Annotated in this window: 14 protein-coding genes; 5 read left to right on the top strand and 9 right to left on the bottom strand. The window is 73.7% G+C overall.

The features are described 5' to 3' along the window. The first annotated feature begins 193 nt into the window (after positions 1-193). Positions 194-1,285: a WD40/YVTN/BNR-like repeat-containing protein gene (locus OG534_RS32950; RefSeq protein ID WP_326592958.1), complete on the top strand. Its 1,092-nt coding sequence runs from the start codon at positions 194-196 to the stop codon at positions 1,283-1,285. Between the two features lie 106 nt (positions 1,286-1,391). On the opposite strand, the gene OG534_RS32945 is transcribed toward OG534_RS32950, so the two are convergent. Continuing rightward, the gene (locus tag OG534_RS32945) at positions 1,392-2,069 is read right to left on the bottom strand and encodes a uracil-DNA glycosylase (RefSeq protein ID WP_326592956.1); all 678 of its coding nucleotides are present in this window, start codon (positions 2,067-2,069) and stop codon (positions 1,392-1,394) included. A gap of 243 nt (positions 2,070-2,312) precedes the next feature. On the opposite strand from OG534_RS32945, the gene OG534_RS32940 reads away from it, so the two are divergent. Next, positions 2,313-3,227, top strand: a complete 915-nt coding sequence (locus tag OG534_RS32940; RefSeq protein ID WP_326592955.1) for a sirohydrochlorin chelatase — start codon at positions 2,313-2,315, stop codon at positions 3,225-3,227. 146 nt (positions 3,228-3,373) lie between these two features. On the opposite strand, the gene OG534_RS32935 is transcribed toward OG534_RS32940, so the two are convergent. From OG534_RS32935 to OG534_RS32925, 3 genes are all read right to left on the bottom strand, one after another. Beyond that, the gene (locus tag OG534_RS32935; RefSeq protein ID WP_326592954.1) at positions 3,374-4,435 is read right to left on the bottom strand and encodes a lactonase family protein; all 1,062 of its coding nucleotides are present in this window, start codon (positions 4,433-4,435) and stop codon (positions 3,374-3,376) included. 54 nt (positions 4,436-4,489) lie between these two features. Continuing rightward, a complete protein-coding gene (locus tag OG534_RS32930) occupies positions 4,490-5,626 on the bottom strand; it encodes a nitric oxide synthase oxygenase (protein ID WP_326592953.1) in 1,137 nt (378 codons plus the stop codon). A 238-nt stretch (positions 5,627-5,864) separates the two neighbouring features. Continuing rightward, complete coding sequence (locus OG534_RS32925; RefSeq protein ID WP_326592952.1) at positions 5,865-6,452, bottom strand: GNAT family N-acetyltransferase; 588 nt, start codon at positions 6,450-6,452, stop codon at positions 5,865-5,867. Between the two features lie 135 nt (positions 6,453-6,587). Here OG534_RS32925 and OG534_RS32920 point away from each other — a divergent pair, with 135 nt between their 5' ends. Then, on the top strand, positions 6,588-8,897 hold the full coding sequence (locus OG534_RS32920; protein ID WP_326592951.1) for a HelD family protein: 2,310 nt from the start codon (positions 6,588-6,590) through the stop codon (positions 8,895-8,897). On the opposite strand, the gene OG534_RS32915 is transcribed toward OG534_RS32920, so the two are convergent. From OG534_RS32915 to OG534_RS32895, 5 genes are all read right to left on the bottom strand, one after another. Beyond that, complete coding sequence (locus OG534_RS32915; protein WP_326593984.1) at positions 8,887-10,389, bottom strand: FUSC family protein; 1,503 nt, start codon at positions 10,387-10,389, stop codon at positions 8,887-8,889. The two genes, OG534_RS32920 and OG534_RS32915, sit on opposite strands and share 11 nt — an antisense overlap. Before the next feature lie 300 nt (positions 10,390-10,689). After that, on the bottom strand, positions 10,690-11,751 hold the full coding sequence (locus OG534_RS32910) for a winged helix DNA-binding domain-containing protein (protein ID WP_326592949.1): 1,062 nt from the start codon (positions 11,749-11,751) through the stop codon (positions 10,690-10,692). A 168-nt stretch (positions 11,752-11,919) separates the two neighbouring features. Next, positions 11,920-12,348, bottom strand: a complete 429-nt coding sequence (locus tag OG534_RS32905; protein WP_326592948.1) for a universal stress protein — start codon at positions 12,346-12,348, stop codon at positions 11,920-11,922. A 9-nt stretch (positions 12,349-12,357) separates the two neighbouring features. Next, positions 12,358-13,866: an APC family permease gene (locus OG534_RS32900; RefSeq protein ID WP_326592945.1), complete on the bottom strand. Its 1,509-nt coding sequence runs from the start codon at positions 13,864-13,866 to the stop codon at positions 12,358-12,360. Between the two features lie 51 nt (positions 13,867-13,917). Beyond that, entirely contained in the window at positions 13,918-14,511 is a 594-nt protein-coding gene (locus OG534_RS32895) for a histidine phosphatase family protein (RefSeq protein ID WP_326592943.1), read from the bottom strand. Between the two features lie 70 nt (positions 14,512-14,581). Between OG534_RS32895 and OG534_RS32890 the strand changes: the two genes are divergently transcribed. Together OG534_RS32890 and OG534_RS32885 are read left to right on the top strand one after the other, a co-directional pair. Beyond that, the gene (locus tag OG534_RS32890) at positions 14,582-15,343 is read left to right on the top strand and encodes a YoaK family protein (RefSeq protein WP_326592941.1); all 762 of its coding nucleotides are present in this window, start codon (positions 14,582-14,584) and stop codon (positions 15,341-15,343) included. A 25-nt stretch (positions 15,344-15,368) separates the two neighbouring features. Then, the gene (locus OG534_RS32885; protein ID WP_326592940.1) at positions 15,369-15,848 is read left to right on the top strand and encodes an Lrp/AsnC family transcriptional regulator; all 480 of its coding nucleotides are present in this window, start codon (positions 15,369-15,371) and stop codon (positions 15,846-15,848) included. Positions 15,849-15,890: the final 42 nt, after the last annotated feature.

Genomic DNA, 15,890 nt, shown 5'->3' with positions numbered 1-15,890 from the left:
GCTTGAAGTCAACCCATTCCAGACACCTACATGCAAGTAGCGATCATTGCCGCGCCGTAAACGATCGGTATCGATCAGCTGTTCGCGGACTCCGCGCGGTCCGCCGGGCCCATGTCAGTGGGCGGGTGCAGACTGGCCGAAAAGCTCTGCAAGGCAAAGCCCCACAGGACGACGAGGTCCGGAGGTGCCGGCCATGGCCGACGTACTACTGCTCGTGGGAACCCGTAAAGGACTCTTCATCGGGCGTCGCCGAAACGGCGCGCCGTGGGAGTTCGACGGACCCCATTTCAACGCCCAGGCGATCTACGCGGTCGCCGTCGACCGGCGGGGCCCGGCGCCCCGGCTGCTGGTCGGCGGGGACAGCACGCACTGGGGGCCGTCCGTCTTCAGCTCCGACGACCTCGGGGCGACCTGGCGGGAACCCGCCGCGGCCGCCGTGAAGTTCCCCCAGGACACCGGCGCCTCGCTGGAGCGGGTCTGGCAGCTGCAGCCGGCCGGGCCCGAGGCCCCGGACGTGGTGTACGCGGGGACGGAGCCGGCCGCGCTGTTCCGCTCGACGGACCGGGGCGAGTCCTTCGAACTGGTCCGCCCGCTGTGGGAGCACCCGACCCGGGGCAAGTGGGAGCCGGGCGGCGGCGGTGAGGGCCTGCACACGGTGATCACCGACCCCCGCGACCCGGACGCCGTGACCGTGGCCGTCTCCACCGCCGGCGTGTTCCGGACCAAGGACGGCGGGGCCAGCTGGACACCGTCCAACGAGGGGGTCTCGGCGGTGTTCCTGCCGGATCCGAACCCCGAGTTCGGACAGTGCGTGCACAAGATCGCCCAGGATGCCGGGGACACGGACCGCCTGTACCTGCAGAACCACTGGGGCGTCTATCGCAGCGACGACGCGGGGGCCCGCTGGACCGACATCGGCGGCGGACTGCCCTCCGACTTCGGCTTCGCGGTGGCCGCCCACCCGCACCGACCGGACACCGCCTACGTCTTCCCGCTCAACGCCGACTCCGACCGGGTCCCGGCCGGACACCGGTGCCGGGTCTTCCGCACCCGGGACGCGGGCGCCAGCTGGGAACCGCTGACGCGCGGGCTCCCCACCGGGGACCACTACGGCACGGTGCTGCGGGACGCGCTGTGCACGGACGACGCGGACCCTGCGGGAATCTACTTCGGCAACCGCAACGGCGAGCTGTACGCCAGCCACGACGACGGCGAGAGCTGGCAGTTGCTGACCGAACACCTGCCGGACGTCCTGTGCGTACGGGCGGCCACCCTGGAGCACTGAGCACTGAGCGAGCGCCGAGCACCTGAGCTGCGAGCGCTCCGGAGGCGGCGGGAGCCCGGGGCGGCCCGGTCCGACCGGTGGCCGATCGTGAAGCGGCCCCGGTCGGTCAGGGCAGCTGCCAGTCCACCGGCTGGGCGCCCTGGCGCACCAGGAGCTCGTTGGTGCGGCTGAACGGCCGCGAGCCGAAGAACCCGCGGTCCGCGGACATCGGGGACGGGTGGGCGGACTCGATCGCCGGGAAGCCGTCGAGGAAGGGCAGCAGATTGCGCGCGTCGCGCCCCCACAGCACGGACACCAGCGGCTTGCCGCGGGCGACCAGGGCGCGGATGGCCTGCTCCGTCACTTCCTCCCAGCCCTTGCCCCGGTGGGCCGCGGGCTTGCGGGGGGCGGTGGTGAGCGCCCTGTTCAGCAGCAGCACGCCCTGCCGGGTCCACGGCGTCAGGTCGCCGTTGGAAGGGCGCGGCAGTCCGAGGTCCGCGTGCAGCTCCCGGAAGATGTTCTCCAGGCTGCCGGGCAGCGGGTCGACCTCGGGCGCGACCGCGAAGCTGTGACCGATGGCCATTCCCGGGGTCGGGTACGGATCCTGTCCCATGATCAGGACGCGCACCTCGTCGAACGGCTGCTGGAACGCGCGCAGGACGTGCGCTCCGGCCGGCAGATAGGTGCGGCCCGCCGCGATCTCCGCACGCAGGAAGTCACCCATCGCGGCGATACGCCCGGCCACGGGTTCCAGCGCGTTCGCCCATCCGGGCTCGACAAGTTGGTTCAACGGAAGAGCTGCCACAACGCGTCACTCTACTGGCGCACAGAGTGCGCCGGTGCACGTCCCCGGTCATGATCGAGTCACTCGACGGCCGCCCCCGCCCCCGGCGTGGCCGCTTCCCGCCCGCGTGCACGGTCCGTAAACTGACGCTTGCCGTCCGTCAGTTGATCGTATCTGCTATTCACCGGATAAATGCGGACAGATGCCGCCGGAGAAGGCCCTGCCCGAACACCCTCTTCCGATAAGCCAGTAGCATGCGGCGCCATGAGCTCCCCCACTGGGCCCGCAAATGGCCTGCCCGTACGAATGCCGCGACCCCGCCAGACCGGACGGCACCGCCGGCCCGAGCCCGCGGCGGCGCCCGAGGGCGCGCCCGCGCTGGTGCTCGCCGTGCCCGGGGTCCCCTCTGCCGCCTCGCGTGGACTGGCGGAAGAGATCATCAGCATCGGCCGCTCCGAGCTGCCGGGCCTCGACGCCCGGATCGGCTTCCTCGACGGTGACGACGCCTCCGAGTTCCCGTCCCTGTCGGGCGTGCTGACCGCCGTCGCGACCGAGCGTGCCGCGCGCGCCGAGTTCGCCCGCGCCGCCGGCCACGAGGTGCCCGCGCCGACCGGCCCCGACGCCGTGGTCGTGCCGCTGCTCGCCGGTCCGGACGGCGACCTGCTGCGCCGGGTGCGCCAGGCGCTGATGGACTCCTCGGCGGCCGCCGAGCTGGCCGACGTACTCGGTCCGCACCCGCTGCTCGCCGAGGGCCTGCACGTGCGGCTGTCGGAGGCGGGCCTGGCCCGCGCCGACCGCGCCCGGCTCTTCACCGTGACCACCGCCGCCGACGGCATCGTCCTGGCCACCACCGGTGGCGAGGAGGCCGTACAGGCCGCCGGGATCACGGGCATGCTGCTCGCGGCCCGCCTCGCCGTGCCGGTCATCGCCGCCGCACTCGACCAGGAGGGCTCGGTGGCCTCGGTCGCCGAGCAGCTGCGCCGCGAGGGCTCCACGCAGCTCGCGCTCGCCCCGTACCTGATCGGCCCGGAGGCGGCCGAGGGTCTGCTGGACACCGCCTGCAAGGAGGCCGACTGCGCCGCCGCCGAGGTGCTCGGCGCCTACCCGGCGCTCGGCAAGCTGGCCGTCGCGCAGTACTCCGCGGCCCTCGGGATCACCCTGGGCGCCTCTGCACACTGACCCGTCCGACGCGACGGAAGGGCCCCCGCCGACCCCCGGTTTCCGGTGGCCGGCGGGGGCCCTTCCGTTGCCGGCCCGCGTCCGGACGCCGTACGCGGCCGTGCCGGCCGTCCACCCCGCCCACCCCGTCCACCTCCGCGGACGCGTCAGGCGAACACCACGCAGGTGGCCGCGGGCACGGCCACCGAGCCGGCCCGGTGCGGCTGCCCGGTCAGCGGGTCCACGTCGAACCAGGTGACGTCCCCCGAGCGCTCGTTGGCCGCGTACAGCCGGCGCCCCGACGGGTCGACGGCCAGATCCCGCGGCCAGTGGCCCCCGCAGTCCACGGCTCCGGTGAGCCTCGGCTTCTCGGCCCCGTCGGCGAGGGAGAGCGTGACGACGGCGTCGGCGCCGCGGACGGCCACCCAGGCGAACCGGCCGTCGGGCGAGGCGACGACCGCCGAGGGGTAGGCCCGTACGGCCCCTGAAGCGCCCGCGGAGGCCACCGGAACCTCCCCGACCGGTTCCAGCCGCCCGGCCGCCCCGTTCCAGCGGCAGACGGTCACCTGCGGCTCCAGCTCGTGCAGGACGTAGACCACCGCGCCGTCCGGATGGAAGGCCAGGTGCCGGGGTCCGGTCCCGGCCCGCAGCGCCGTCTCGCCGTGCACCCGCAGCTCCCCGGTGGCCGGGTCGAGCGCGCAGACCCGTACCGCGTCGGTACCGAGGTCCACGCTGAGCACCCAGCGGCCGGTCGGGTCGGGCAGCACCTGATGGGCATGCGGGGCCTCCTGCCGGTCGGCGTCGAGGCCGGAGCCCCGGTGCGCCAGGACGCGCGCGGGCCCGCCCGGGCTCCCGTCGGCGGCGAGCGGGAGGCTGCTGACGCTGCCCGAGGTGTAGTTGGCGGTGAGCAGCCGGCGCCCGGCCACGCTGAGGTGGGTGGGCCCGGAGCCGCCGACGCGGACGGCCGCGCCGAGCGGGGTGAGGCCCTCGGTGGTGGGCCGGAAGGCGGTCACCGCGCCCCGCTCGGTCTCGTTCACCGCGTAGAGCAGGCCGGTGTCCCGGGCGACGGCGAGGTAGGAGGGGTCCTCGGCGGCCGTGACCGAGAGCGGGGTCAGCGCTCCGGTCCGCGGGTCCACGGCCGCGGTGGTGACACCGCGGCCGCCCCCCGAGGTGAACGAGCCGACGTAGGCCCGGTGTACGCCGCTTCGGTCCGTGCTCGCGCCGCCCACAGGAAGCCCCTCTCACCACTGTCGGATCGTCCGGAGCCGACGGTAACAGAAGGTCTAGACCAAATCCCGCCCCTGCGCCCGTTCTTGCGCTCCGGCGTGGTGGACGTACGCCGTACTGCTCTCGCGGTCCTCGTAGGTGCGGTGGAAGACCGGGGTCGCGGAGCCGGAGATCGGCGGCACGATCCAGGACCAGTCGGCGCCCACCTCCCGCCCCTTGCGCTGCTCCCGTTCCATGTGGGACAGGAAACGCCGGGACTCGGTGTGGTGGTCGGCGATGGTGACCCCGGCGCGGTCGAAGGAGTGCAGGACCGCCCGGTTGAGCTCGACGAGCGCGCGGTCCTTCCAGAGGGAGCGGTCGCTGGAGGTGTCCAGACCCAGGCGCCGGGCGACGGCGGGCAGGAGGTTGTAGCGGTCGGTGTCGGCGAGGTTGCGCGCGCCGATCTCGGTGCCCATGTACCAGCCGTTGAACGGGGCGGCCGGGTAGTGGAGGCCGCCGATCTCCAGGCACATGTTGGAGATGGCGGGGACGGCGTGCCAGCGCAGTCCCCAGTCCGCCCAGCCGTCGCCGTCGGGGTGGGCGATCGGCACCTCCAGGACGGCGTCCGCGGGGGTGTCGAACCAGCGGGGTTTGTCGTCGACACCCTGGACCACCAGCGGAAGCAGGTCGAAGGGGGTGCCGGCGCCGCCGGGCCAGCCGAGCTGGAGGAGGGCCTCGGTGAGCGGCGCGTTGCGGGCGTCGCCGACGGTTATCGAGGGGTGGTCGCCGTAGCCGGCGTACCTGACGAGCTGCTCGCTCCAGATCAACGGCCCCGGGCGGTCCGGGGTGTCCGGCGCGAAGACCGTGATGGTGGGTCTGACCCGGCCGCCGTTGGTCGCCTCGCGCAGGTGCTCGAAGCACTCGGCGGCGATGTCGTCGGAGTCGGTCAGCCCGCGGCGGTCGCGGACGCGCAGTGAGTTCCAGTAGAGCCTGCCTATGCAGCGGTTGCTGTTGCGCCAGGCGACGCGCGCCCCGTGGACCAGCTCCTCGGGGGTGTGCACGTAGCTTCCGGTCTCCGCGAGCTCGGCCCGTACGGCGGCGAGCCGGGCCCGCGGATCACCTGCGTCCGTATTCTCCCGGTGGAAGAGTCGGATGAACTCCTCGGCCGCTTCCCACACCTGAGCGGTGGTGGAGCGCTGTTGAAGAATTTCCATTCCGGGCGGTTACCCCCTGTCCGACCAGATCCACCCTGTACGTGCCGGATGAATGTGCAATAAACAATTACCCGTTGTACATGCCGCAGGTCAGCGCCGCGGGATCGGCGGGCCCGTAACACTCCTCCGAGTGATCCTCACGGATCCGGCTGCGGACGGGGATCGCAAGGGCGTACGATCCCGCGCAGTCCGGGAGTTGAGCGCGCGGGGCATCGCGCGCGGGCGTCGCGCGAGCGCGTCAGCGGCAGGGGCGGCTCATGTAGAGCGCCTGCTCGCCGGCGGACGGCGTGCCGCCGTACAGGGTCGTGTCGAGGCCGCAGAAGCCGAAGCCCATGCGCCGGTAGGCGTGCACGGCCGGGGCGTTGACCGTGCTGACCTCCAACCACAGGTGATCCGCGCCCCGTTCACGGGCGAACTCCGCCGCGTGCTCCATCAGTGCGCGGCCGATGCCGCGGCCCCGGTGGCCAAGCGAGACCTCGATGTCCTCGATCGTCAGCCGCCGGTTCCACCCGGCGTAGCCCACGGCGGCGAAACCGCACACCTCGCCGCCGTCGAGCGCCACGAAGGTGCGCGCGTCCGCTTCCACGTCCGGGCCCGCGGCGCCGCCGGAGCCCTGCTCGTCGTGCTCCTCGGGTGGGAACACCTTGTGCACGGGCGGGTCCACGGGGACCTCGCGGAGCAGGAAGCCGAGGCCGGCGTCGGAGGCGGTCACCTCGAAGACCGTGGCGGTGGTGAAGGAGCTGTCCAGGGCCTCGATGGCGCCGGCGTCCTCCGGGCGGGCGAGGCGGTAGACGATGCCGTCGGCGGAGCCGTGTGCGGTGGTCATGGGATCCACGGTACGCAAAAAATCCCCCGGCGGAATTCGCTGCCGAGGGAGGAAGAGGAGTATATTCATTGATTCATGACTTCGTTGAAACCGAAGACATGGGGAAGCTTTCGAGGACACTGTATCGCGGCAGGAGTGCAATTGTCAACCGAGGAATTCCAGGAAGAGCAGCAATTCATCACCGATCTCTATGTGCGCCTCGACCAACTGCGTGACCAGGCCGGACGCGCGGTCGAGGGAGCATTGCGCGAGGTCGGGAACGGCGCACAGGCGCGCCTGGAGCGGGATGTCCTGGTCGCCGAGCAGTCCGGCCTGCTTTCCGCTCTGAATGCGGGTGAGAACGGCCTCTGTTTCGGCCGTCTGGAGTTTTCCGACGGCCGTGACCACCACATCGGCCGGATCGGAATCCGCGCGGACGACGCGGAACGCACACCGCTGGTCCTGGACTGGCGCGCGAAGGTGGCCCGCCCGTTCTACCTCGCCACCGGCCATACCCCCATGGGGCTTCGCCGCCGTCGCCACATCAGCAGCCGGGGGCGCGCGGTCACCGCCCTGCACGACGAGATCCTCGACCTGGCCGACGCGGAGCGCACCGGGTACGAGGGCGCCGACGCGGACGCCGTGCTGCTCGCCGCGCTCGACGCCGCCCGGACCGGCCGCATGCACGACATCGTGCGCACCATCCAGGCCGAGCAGGACCGGGTCATCCGCACCACGCACCGCGGGGTGCTCGTCGTCGAGGGCGGACCCGGCACGGGCAAGACCGCGGTCGCCCTGCACCGCGCCGCGTTCCTGCTGTACGCCCACCGGGAGCTGCTCGCCCGGCGCGGCGTGCTGATCGTCGGACCGGGCCCGGCGTTCCTCGGCTACATCGGCGGGGTGCTGCCGGCCCTCGGCGAGACGGGCGTGCTGCTCTCCAGCCCGGGCGAGCTCTTCCCCGGCGTCCGCGCGACCGGCACCGACCGCCCCGGGGCCGCCGCGGTCAAGGGCCGGGCCGCGATGGCGGAGGTCCTCGCCCGGGTCGTGGCCGACCGGCAGTGCCTGCCGGAGACCCTGCCGCAGGACACGGGCGAGGAGTACGACACGGTCCCCGAGCCGGCGCTGGAGATCGACCACGACGACTACGGGACGCTGCTGCTGGACCGCACGATGGCGTACGAGGCGAGGGACGGGGCCCGGGCCACCGGGCTGCCGCACAACCAGGCGCGCCCCTCCTTCGCGTTCCGGATCATCGACGCCCTCACCGCGCAGCTCGCGGACCGGCTGGGCGCCGACCCGTACGGCGGTCCGAACCTGCTCGGCTCGGACGATGTCGCGCAGCTCGGCAAGGAGATCGCGATGAGCTCCGCCGTGCACGCGGCGATCGACTCGCTGTGGCCCTCCCTCACCCCCGAGCAGCTGATCGGCGACTTCCTGGCGGACCCCGCGCACCTGCCCGCGGACGAGGCCGAGCTGATCCGGCGCGCCCCGTCGGCGCGGCCGGACTGGACCCCGGCCGACGTGCCGCTGCTGGACGAGGCGGCCGAGCTGCTCGGGGAGGACGACAGCGCCCGCCGCGCCGCCGAGGAACGGGAGCGGCAGCAGCGCATCGCGTACGCGCAAGGGGTGCTGAACGTGTCCGCGGGCTCGCAGTCGTACGAGTTCGAGGACGAGGAGAACGAGTACCTCGCGGCGCACGACATCATCGACGCCGAGCGGATGGCCGAGCGCCAGGAGGAGGCCGACCACCGGAGCACGGCCGAGCGGGCGGCGGCCGACCGGACCTGGGCGTTCGGGCACGTCATCGTGGACGAGGCGCAGGAGCTGTCCCCGATGGCGTGGCGGCTGCTGATGCGGCGCTGCCCGACCCGGTCGATGACCCTGGTCGGCGACCCGGCGCAGACCGCCGACGAGGCGGGCTGCGGCGGCTGGGACCAGATCCTGTCCCCGTACGTGGGCGAGCGCTGGGAGCTGGTCCGGCTGGGGGTCAACTACCGCACGCCGGCCGAGATCATGGAGGTGGCGGCGGCCGTGCTGCGCGAGCGCGATCCCGGCTTCGCGCCGCCGCGTTCGGTACGGGCCACCGGGGTGCGGCCGTGGGCGCGCGAGGCCGGGGACCTCGCGGCGGCGGTCGCGGAGGCCGTGGAGCTTGAGCGCCCGGCCGAGGGACGGCTCGCGGTGATCGCGCCGCGGGCGCGGCACGCGGCGCTGGCCGACGTGCTGCCGGGGGTACGGGCGGGCGCGGAGCCGGACCTGACCCGGGAGGTGGTCCTGCTGGACCCGCGGCAGGCCAAGGGGCTGGAGTTCGACACGGTGATCGTGGTGGAGCCGGCCGATTTCCGGCCGAGCGACCTGTACGTGGCCCTGACCCGGGCCACCCAGGCCCTCGGGGTGGTGCACACCCCCGGCCGGCTGCCGGCCGGGCTGGCGCGGGACGGGGCCGGGGTCGGGCTGCTCAGGCGCTGACGACGAACGGCGCCCGCGGGTCGCTGCCCAGCGGGGTGGCGAGTTCGGAGAGCGCCCGCTCCAGGCTCTGCAGGTGGGCGAGCGCGGGTTCGGTGGCGGCGGCGTGCGGCACGGTGTCGCGCGCGGCGGCGGGCCCGCCCGCGGCCCGCCGGTCCGCGGTGAGCGCCTCCACCGCCGCCTCGACGCGCCAGCAGGCCGCGGCGAGGCGCGCGTCGTGGCTGGCGTCCGGGTCGCCGGCGACGGCCACCAGCCCGCGCACCTCGCGGGCGCAGGCGTCCAGCAGCGCGATGACCTGTCCGGCGCGGGCCTTGCGGGCGCGGAACGGGCTGAGCGGGTGGACCAGCGGGGCGAGCGCCATCCGGACCCGGGCCAGCAGGGTCTCCAGCTCGGCCGCGTGCGGCGCCGGATCGGCCGTCGGGGAGCCGGCGAGGCGGGCGGTGGCCTGGGCCGTGGCCGCGTGGACGCAGTGCAGCGCGCGCTGGATCCAGGCGTCGTTCGTGGCGTGGGTGGTGACCGGCAGCACGAGGACCACGGCCAGCGCGGCGCACACCGCGCCGACGGCCGTCTCCTCCAGGCGCAGCACGAGCAGGCCCGGGTCCAGCACCCCCAGCAGGCCGTAGAGCAGCCCGGCCATCAGGGTGACCGCCAGGATCATCCAGCTGTACGAGACCGCGGCCGTGTAGAAGATCGCGAAGACGCACGCCGCGACGAGCAGGGCGGTGGGCGCGGGCGCGCCGTTCAGCGGGATGGCGATCAGCACGCCGGCGGCGACGCCGACAACGGTGCCGAGCACGCGGCGGAAGCCCCGTACCAGGGTCTCGCCGCGCGAGGCGGTGTTGACGAAGATCCACCAGGCCGTGCCGACGGCCCAGTACCAGCGGTCCTCGGAGAGCACCTGCCCGATGGCGAGGGCCACGGCGCACGCGGCGGTGGCCTGGAAGGCCTGGCGGGTGGTGGGCCGGGCCAGTCCCCGCCCGGGCAGCGGCGCGGGTGCGGCGGGCGGCGGGGTGCGCCGCTCGATGGGCCAGAGCAGGAAGCGCACGGCGCCGGCGGCGGCCAGGGCCAGGCCCACGGCGGCGTACAGCTCCGGGAGCTGGGCGGGGACGGCGTGCAGGAACTGCGTGATGAAGAAGTTCATGAACGCGAAGATCCCGAGCGCGTGTCCGCGCGGGCCCCAGCGGCGGGCGTAGACCCCGCAGAAGACGACGAGGACGAAGACGGCGTCCCGGGCGGGGGTCACCCCGTGCAGGGTGGTGGCGAGGGCCAGGACCGGGAATCCGGCGGCCGGCAGCAGGGCGGTGGTGACCGCCTGACGGCGCACGGTCGTGTCGGTGACGGTGAAGAGGGCGAGCAGGGCCGCCAGTCCTCCGGTGATGGAGGCGGTCAGGGAGAGACCGCAGAGCTCGGCCAGGGCGACGGCGGCGGCGACGCCGATGACCGCGCGGGCCGAGGTCCTGAGTCTCATTCGCCCCGGATCCGGAGCCACGAACATCCTCTTCACGGCGGTGTGCCGCCCCCCTTGCAGGTGATGCGCGCCGGCCGACGCCGCCCGGGGGTGGTGGGCGGCAGACGGGCACAGCGAAGGCGCCGCGCTCCGGAACCGGCCTCGTTGCCGTCCGGCGCCGCGCGGCGCCACAAGTAAATGGATACACCACAGATAAGCACCTGTGAGCCCACTGGCTCAACTCCGGCCGCCGGGGGTGAGCCATTGGTACAGCCGGACGGGAGGAGCATCGGCCATGGCCCGGCCAACGGACCAGTGACGGATCCGGGGACGGAGCCTGGGACGGGACTACGGATCGCCGGTGGGCGGGCGATCGCTTCCGCCGGAGAAGCGTGCGACGTCGGCGCACTCGCGGGCGATCCCGGCGGCCACGGCCGGGGGCAAGGGCTCGGCCCCGGGAAAGGGCTCGACCGTCACCGGCGCCCCGCGGCGGCCTCCCGACCAGGTGCCGATGGCCAGGCCGTCGACCAGCACGGTGGCACGGATCTGCCCGCCTCCGGGCCACACCAGGCGTTCGTGTTCCGCGGGCACCGACAGCTCCCGGCCGCGGTAGCCGACGAGGTAGTTGTCGTAGGCCGGCAGCAGCCGTACGTCGGGGTCTGCGGGAGCGGGCGGCGCCTCGGGCCCGGGGTCCGGTACGGCGGCCCAGGCGTTCCTGCCCGTGGTGGTCTTCAGCCCCGACCAGTGGACGAAGTCCAGGGCGTCGCAGGGCCCGTGGGCCAGGCGGTAGCGCCGCGCCAGTTCCCGTTCGGCGGCCGCTCCGGTGAAAGGCAGGGGGCCGGTGGCGGGCAGCCAGTCGTCGAGCAGGACGAAGGTGGCCTCGCCGTCCCGCTGCGGTCCGTGGCAGATGCGGCCGGTCAGCGCCGCGCGGCGGATCAGGTGGAAGGCGGACTGCCCCTTCGGATCGACGCCGAGGGTCGTGAGCCGGTCGGTGAGCTGCGCGCGGGTCAGCGGCCCCTCCCCGTCGACGGCGTCGGCGATGAGCCGCTCCGAGCGCGCGCACAGGGACTCGTCGAGGCCGAGTTCGCGCAGCCGCCGGGCGGCGAGGGCGAGGTGGACCGGGCCGAGGAGGGCCAGCAGCCACCGGGCGTCGGCGGCCGGCACGAGCTGGAGGGTGCCGCGCATGAACCAGCCGCGGACGGCCGTACGTTCCGTGTCGGTGGCCCGGCGCACCGCGTCCCGGGTCAGCCCGCGGGCCCGCACCCGCAGCCCGAGTTCCGCCGCGGGCAGGTCCTGGGCCTGGACGGCGAGCACGCGGTCGAGGACGGCGGCGACCGAGTCCTCCCGGACCTCGCCCCCGATGGCCTGTGCGCGCGCCCTGAGCAGCCGGTCGGCCGTACGTCGTTCCACGGGGTCCAGTCTTCCAGGCGGCCGGCGGCGGCCGCAGCCGCTTCTCCCCCGCGAGCCTGCCGCACCCGGCGCGGCCCCGCGGGCCCGGTACCGGCAGGCCCTTGGCGAGGGTTCAGCCGCCTTCCGGGCCCGGCACCGCCGCCGCCGGCGCCGCGAAGGCCCGTACCGTCACCGGCCGGGCCCGCCCTCGGTCGGTACGCACAGCACCGGGACCGGCGAGAGGTGCAGGAGCTTGTGCGGGGTGGAGCCGAGCAGGGCGCCGCGCATCGGGCTGTCGCCCCAGCTGCCGACGATGATGACCCGGGCCCGGTGCCGCTCGGCGGCGTCCAGCAGGGCCTGGGCCGGCTTCTCGTCGACCACCTCGACCGTCGACGGGACACCGGCGGCGTCGGCTTCCTCGACGGCGTGCGCCAGGGCGCTGCGGCCCGCCTGACGGATGGCTTCCCGGTGGGCGCGGTACTCCTCGCCGGCAGCGCCCGGGGCGGCCGCCCCGTAGACGAGGACGAGCGGCTCGCCGAAGGCGGTGGCCACCTCCAGCGCCACCATCAGGGCCCGTTCGGCGCCGGGCGACTCGTCGTATCCAAGGACCACGGACATCGGGACTCCTCAGCGCTTGCCGGCATGGACGAGGGCCGGGTCGACCACACCCCGCCGCTCCTGCCAGAACCTGCCGTCCCGTACCCGCCAGAAGCACATGACGAGCACGCCGACGACGGCGATCGCGATCCCGATGACCAGCGGCGGGCCGAGCCCGAACCAGGAGACGCCGCTCGCCGAGTTCTCCGGGTCGGACATGTCTCCGATCGACTCCACCAGCAGCCAGATCAGCAGGCCGGCGCCGACCACCGGGCCCACCCCGATGAGCAGGAGGTTGTGCGCGCTCTCGAAGAGGTGGCGGCGGTAGTAGACGGCGCAGGCCAGGCCGGTGAGCGCGTAGTAGAAGGCGATGAGCAGGGAGAGCGCGGTGAGGGAGTCCAGGAGCGCGTTCTCGCTGATCTGGTTGACGACGAGGTACCAGCCGATGGCGATGCCGGCCACCCACCACGTACTCACGTCCGGGGTCCGGAACCGCTGGTGGATGTGGGCGAGCGGCGGTGGCAGCGCGTGCCGGCGGGCCATGGACAGGGCGGTGCGGGAGGCCGGGATGATCGTGGTCTGGGTGGAGGCGAGCGCGGAGGTGCAGACGGCGAGGAGGACCACCCAGTCCCAGCCCCCCATGACCTCGTGGGCGAGCACGGCGAAGATCGCCTCCTCCTCGGCCGCGTTCTCGGCGAGGAAGGTGGTGCCGGCGTAGCCGACGACCGCGAAGCACACGGACAGGTAGGTGACCAGGAGGATGACCGTCGACCAGATCCCGGCCCTGCCGGGCGCCGTGGCGGAGTTCTCGGTCTCCTCGGTGAGGTTGACCGCGGACTCCCAGCCCCAGTACATGAACACGCCGAGCAGCAGTCCGCCGGTGAGGGCGGCGCCGCCGGCGCCGAAGGGGTTGAGCCAGGTGAGGGACGGCTCGATCGCCTCGAGGGTGCTGGTGTCGGCGTAGATGCGGGAGATGGCGACCACCGCGAAGGCCAGCAGGAAGAAGACCTGGGCGAGGATGAGGATGTCCTGCAGGTGGGCCGAGAGCTCGGTGCCGATGACGCAGATCGCGGTCATGACGAGGATCACGGCGACGGTGAGGCCCTGCCGGATCACGGCGTTGGCGGCCCAGCTGTCGAGTCCGGCGGCGAGCAGGCCGAAGTTGACGGCGACGTCCGCCAGCGATCCGATGACCAGCACGCCCGTCATGGCGATGGCCCAGCCGCCGAGCCAGCCCGCCCAGGGGCCCATGGCCCGGGTGACCCACGAGAAGGTCGTCCCGCAGTCCTGGTCGACCTTGTTCAGGTAGTAGAAGGCGGCGGCGATGAGCAGCATCGGCACGAAGGAGGCCAGCATCACGCCGGGCGCGTAGATCCCGACCAGGGCCACGATCGGCCCGAGGACGGCGGCCAGGGAGTAGGCAGGCGAGGTCGAGTTCAGGCCGATGACCAGCGCGTCGAGGAACCCGATCGCGTTGGCCTTGAGCCCCTCTCCCTGGATCTCCGTCCCGGGTCCGTCACCTGCGCTGTCGTGGGCCATGTACGAATGGTCACGCACGCCGCACCGCTGCGCGAGGCGACGCGGCCGCGGTCAGGGGCGGGTGTTCCAGCCCGCGATCACGGGGAGGCCGTGTTCCGTGGAGAGCGTGCTGACGGTGCCGGTGCGCAGCAGGAACAGCCGGCCGTTCTCGGGCTCCAGGCCCAGGTAGCGGGCGGTCAGGACACGCAGGAAGTGGCCGTGGGCGACGATCACCACGTCGCCGTCGTCCGCGCGGAGCACGGGGGCGACCCGGGCCAGGGCGCGGTCCGCGCGGGCGCCCACCTGGGCGGCGTTCTCACCGGGGTGCGCGGCGTCGCCGGGCGGGACGCCGTCGGTCCACAGGGACCAGTCCGGCGTGGTCTTCCGGATCTCGTTGGTGGTGACGCCCTCGTATCCGCCGTAGTCCCATTCGTACAGATCGGGGTCCGTGGCCGAGCCGGTGAGCCCCGCCAGGTCGGCCGTGGCGAGGGCCCGGCGCAGCGGGCTCGCCATCACCAGGGCCGGGTGTCGGTCGAGGAAGAAGGGCGCCAGGGAGATGGCCTCCTCGACCCCGCGCGCGGTCAGCGGGATGTCGGTGCGTCCGGTGTGCCGCCCGTTCGCGCTCCACTCGGTCTCTCCGTGCCTCACCAGCAACAGGTCGCTCACCCTTCGGACCCTATGCCCTGCGGCATGTCGGCGCGGGGGGATCCGGGTGGGCGTGTCACTGTCGGGCGTCATGGAGGAGAACCGAGAGGCCGGGCGGGCGGCCGGTCCGCGGCGGCTCCCCCTGCTCATGCCCACGCTGATGATCGCACTGACCGTGGTGACCGGGGTGGTGGAGGCGGTGAGCCTGCTCGCGCTCGGGCCGGTGTTCACGGCGATGCAGACCGGCAACGTGCTGTTCCTGGCCTTCGGTGCCGCACGGGTGGGCAATCTGCCGGCGCTGGCCGCAGCGGTCTCGCTGGCCGCCTTCGTCCTCGGAGTGGTCTGCGGGGCACGGCTGGAGGCCCTCGCCGAGGCCCGCGGGAAGCGCTGGTTCATCACGGGCCTGATCGTCGAGTCCGGGCTGATCGTCGCCGCCGCGGCCGCGGGGTGGGGGCTGGTGCCGCACTACGGGTCTCCGACCGACCGCCACCTGACGGTGTCGGCGATCCTGGCCCTGGCGATGGGGCTGCGCAACACCACGATCCTGCGGGCCAACCTGCCGGGGGTGCCGACGACCTTGGTCACCCGGTCCATGACCGCCTTCCTCGGCGGCGCCGCCATGGGGCGGGGCAACGTCTTCGGGTTCGGTACGTCCCGCTGGGCGCTGCGCGGCCTGTCCGTGCTGGCGATGTTCGCCGGTGGATTCCTCGGGGCGCTGCTCGTGCGGGCCGGCTGGACGGTGAACTGGCTGCTGCTGCCGACCGCGGCGGTGGTGCTGGTGGTGGGCCTGTCCTACCGGGCCGAGCCCCGGTTGCACACCGACCAGACCTCTGGCCGGGAAGGACCTGCGTGAACGGGGCCATTGGTACAGTCGCGGCATGGCGGTGGACGAGCTCGACACCAGAATCCTGCGCCTGCTGATCGAGCAGCCGCGCACCAGCGTCCGCGAGTACGCCCGGATCCTCGGCGTCGCGCGCGGCACGCTGCAGGCCCGGCTGGACCGGCTGGAGCGCACGGGCGTGATCACCGGGACCGGGCCGGTGGTCTCCCCCGCCGCGCTGGGGCACCCGGTGCTGGCCTTCGTGCACATCGAGGTCACCCAGGGCCATCTGGACGACGTGGGCGACGCGCTGGCCGCCATACCGGAGATCATCGAGGCCTTCTCGATCACCGGCGGCGGGGACCTGCTGACCCGCGTGGCGGCCCGGGACAACGCGCACCTGGAGGACGTGATCCAGCGGCTGATCCAGATGCCGGGCGTGGTCCGCACCCGCACGGAGGTGGCCCTGCGCGAGCGGGTCCCGCACCGGCTGCTGCCGCTGATCGAGGCCCTGGGTCGAAATGCCCGCAAAGCCTGACAGGATGACTGAGACAGGCCACAACCGGCAGGACGGGCGCAG

The sequence above is a fragment of the Streptomyces sp. NBC_01294 genome (assembly GCF_035917235.1).
GTDB classification, from domain to species: domain Bacteria; phylum Actinomycetota; class Actinomycetes; order Streptomycetales; family Streptomycetaceae; genus Streptomyces; species Streptomyces caledonius.
This window is presented reverse-complemented; position numbering and strand designations above follow the sequence as displayed.

Bases quoted from the DNA above. Each gene is read 5' to 3' on its own strand.
- OG534_RS32950 (WP_326592958.1), top strand. From the start codon at position 194: ATGGCCGACGTACTACTGCTCGTGGGAACCCGTAAAGGACTCTTCATC.
- OG534_RS32940 (WP_326592955.1), top strand. From the start codon at position 2,313: ATGAGCTCCCCCACTGGGCCCGCAAATGGCCTGCCCGTACGAATGCCG.
- OG534_RS32930 (WP_326592953.1), bottom strand. From the start codon at position 5,626: ATGGAAATTCTTCAACAGCGCTCCACCACCGCTCAGGTGTGGGAAGCG.
- OG534_RS32925 (WP_326592952.1), bottom strand. From the start codon at position 6,452: ATGACCACCGCACACGGCTCCGCCGACGGCATCGTCTACCGCCTCGCC.
- OG534_RS32915 (WP_326593984.1), bottom strand. From the start codon at position 10,389: ATGTTCGTGGCTCCGGATCCGGGGCGAATGAGACTCAGGACCTCGGCC.
- OG534_RS32905 (WP_326592948.1), bottom strand. From the start codon at position 12,348: ATGTCCGTGGTCCTTGGATACGACGAGTCGCCCGGCGCCGAACGGGCC.
- OG534_RS32900 (WP_326592945.1), bottom strand. From the start codon at position 13,866: ATGGCCCACGACAGCGCAGGTGACGGACCCGGGACGGAGATCCAGGGA.
- OG534_RS32890 (WP_326592941.1), top strand. From the start codon at position 14,582: ATGGAGGAGAACCGAGAGGCCGGGCGGGCGGCCGGTCCGCGGCGGCTC.
- OG534_RS32885 (WP_326592940.1), top strand. From the start codon at position 15,369: ATGGCGGTGGACGAGCTCGACACCAGAATCCTGCGCCTGCTGATCGAG.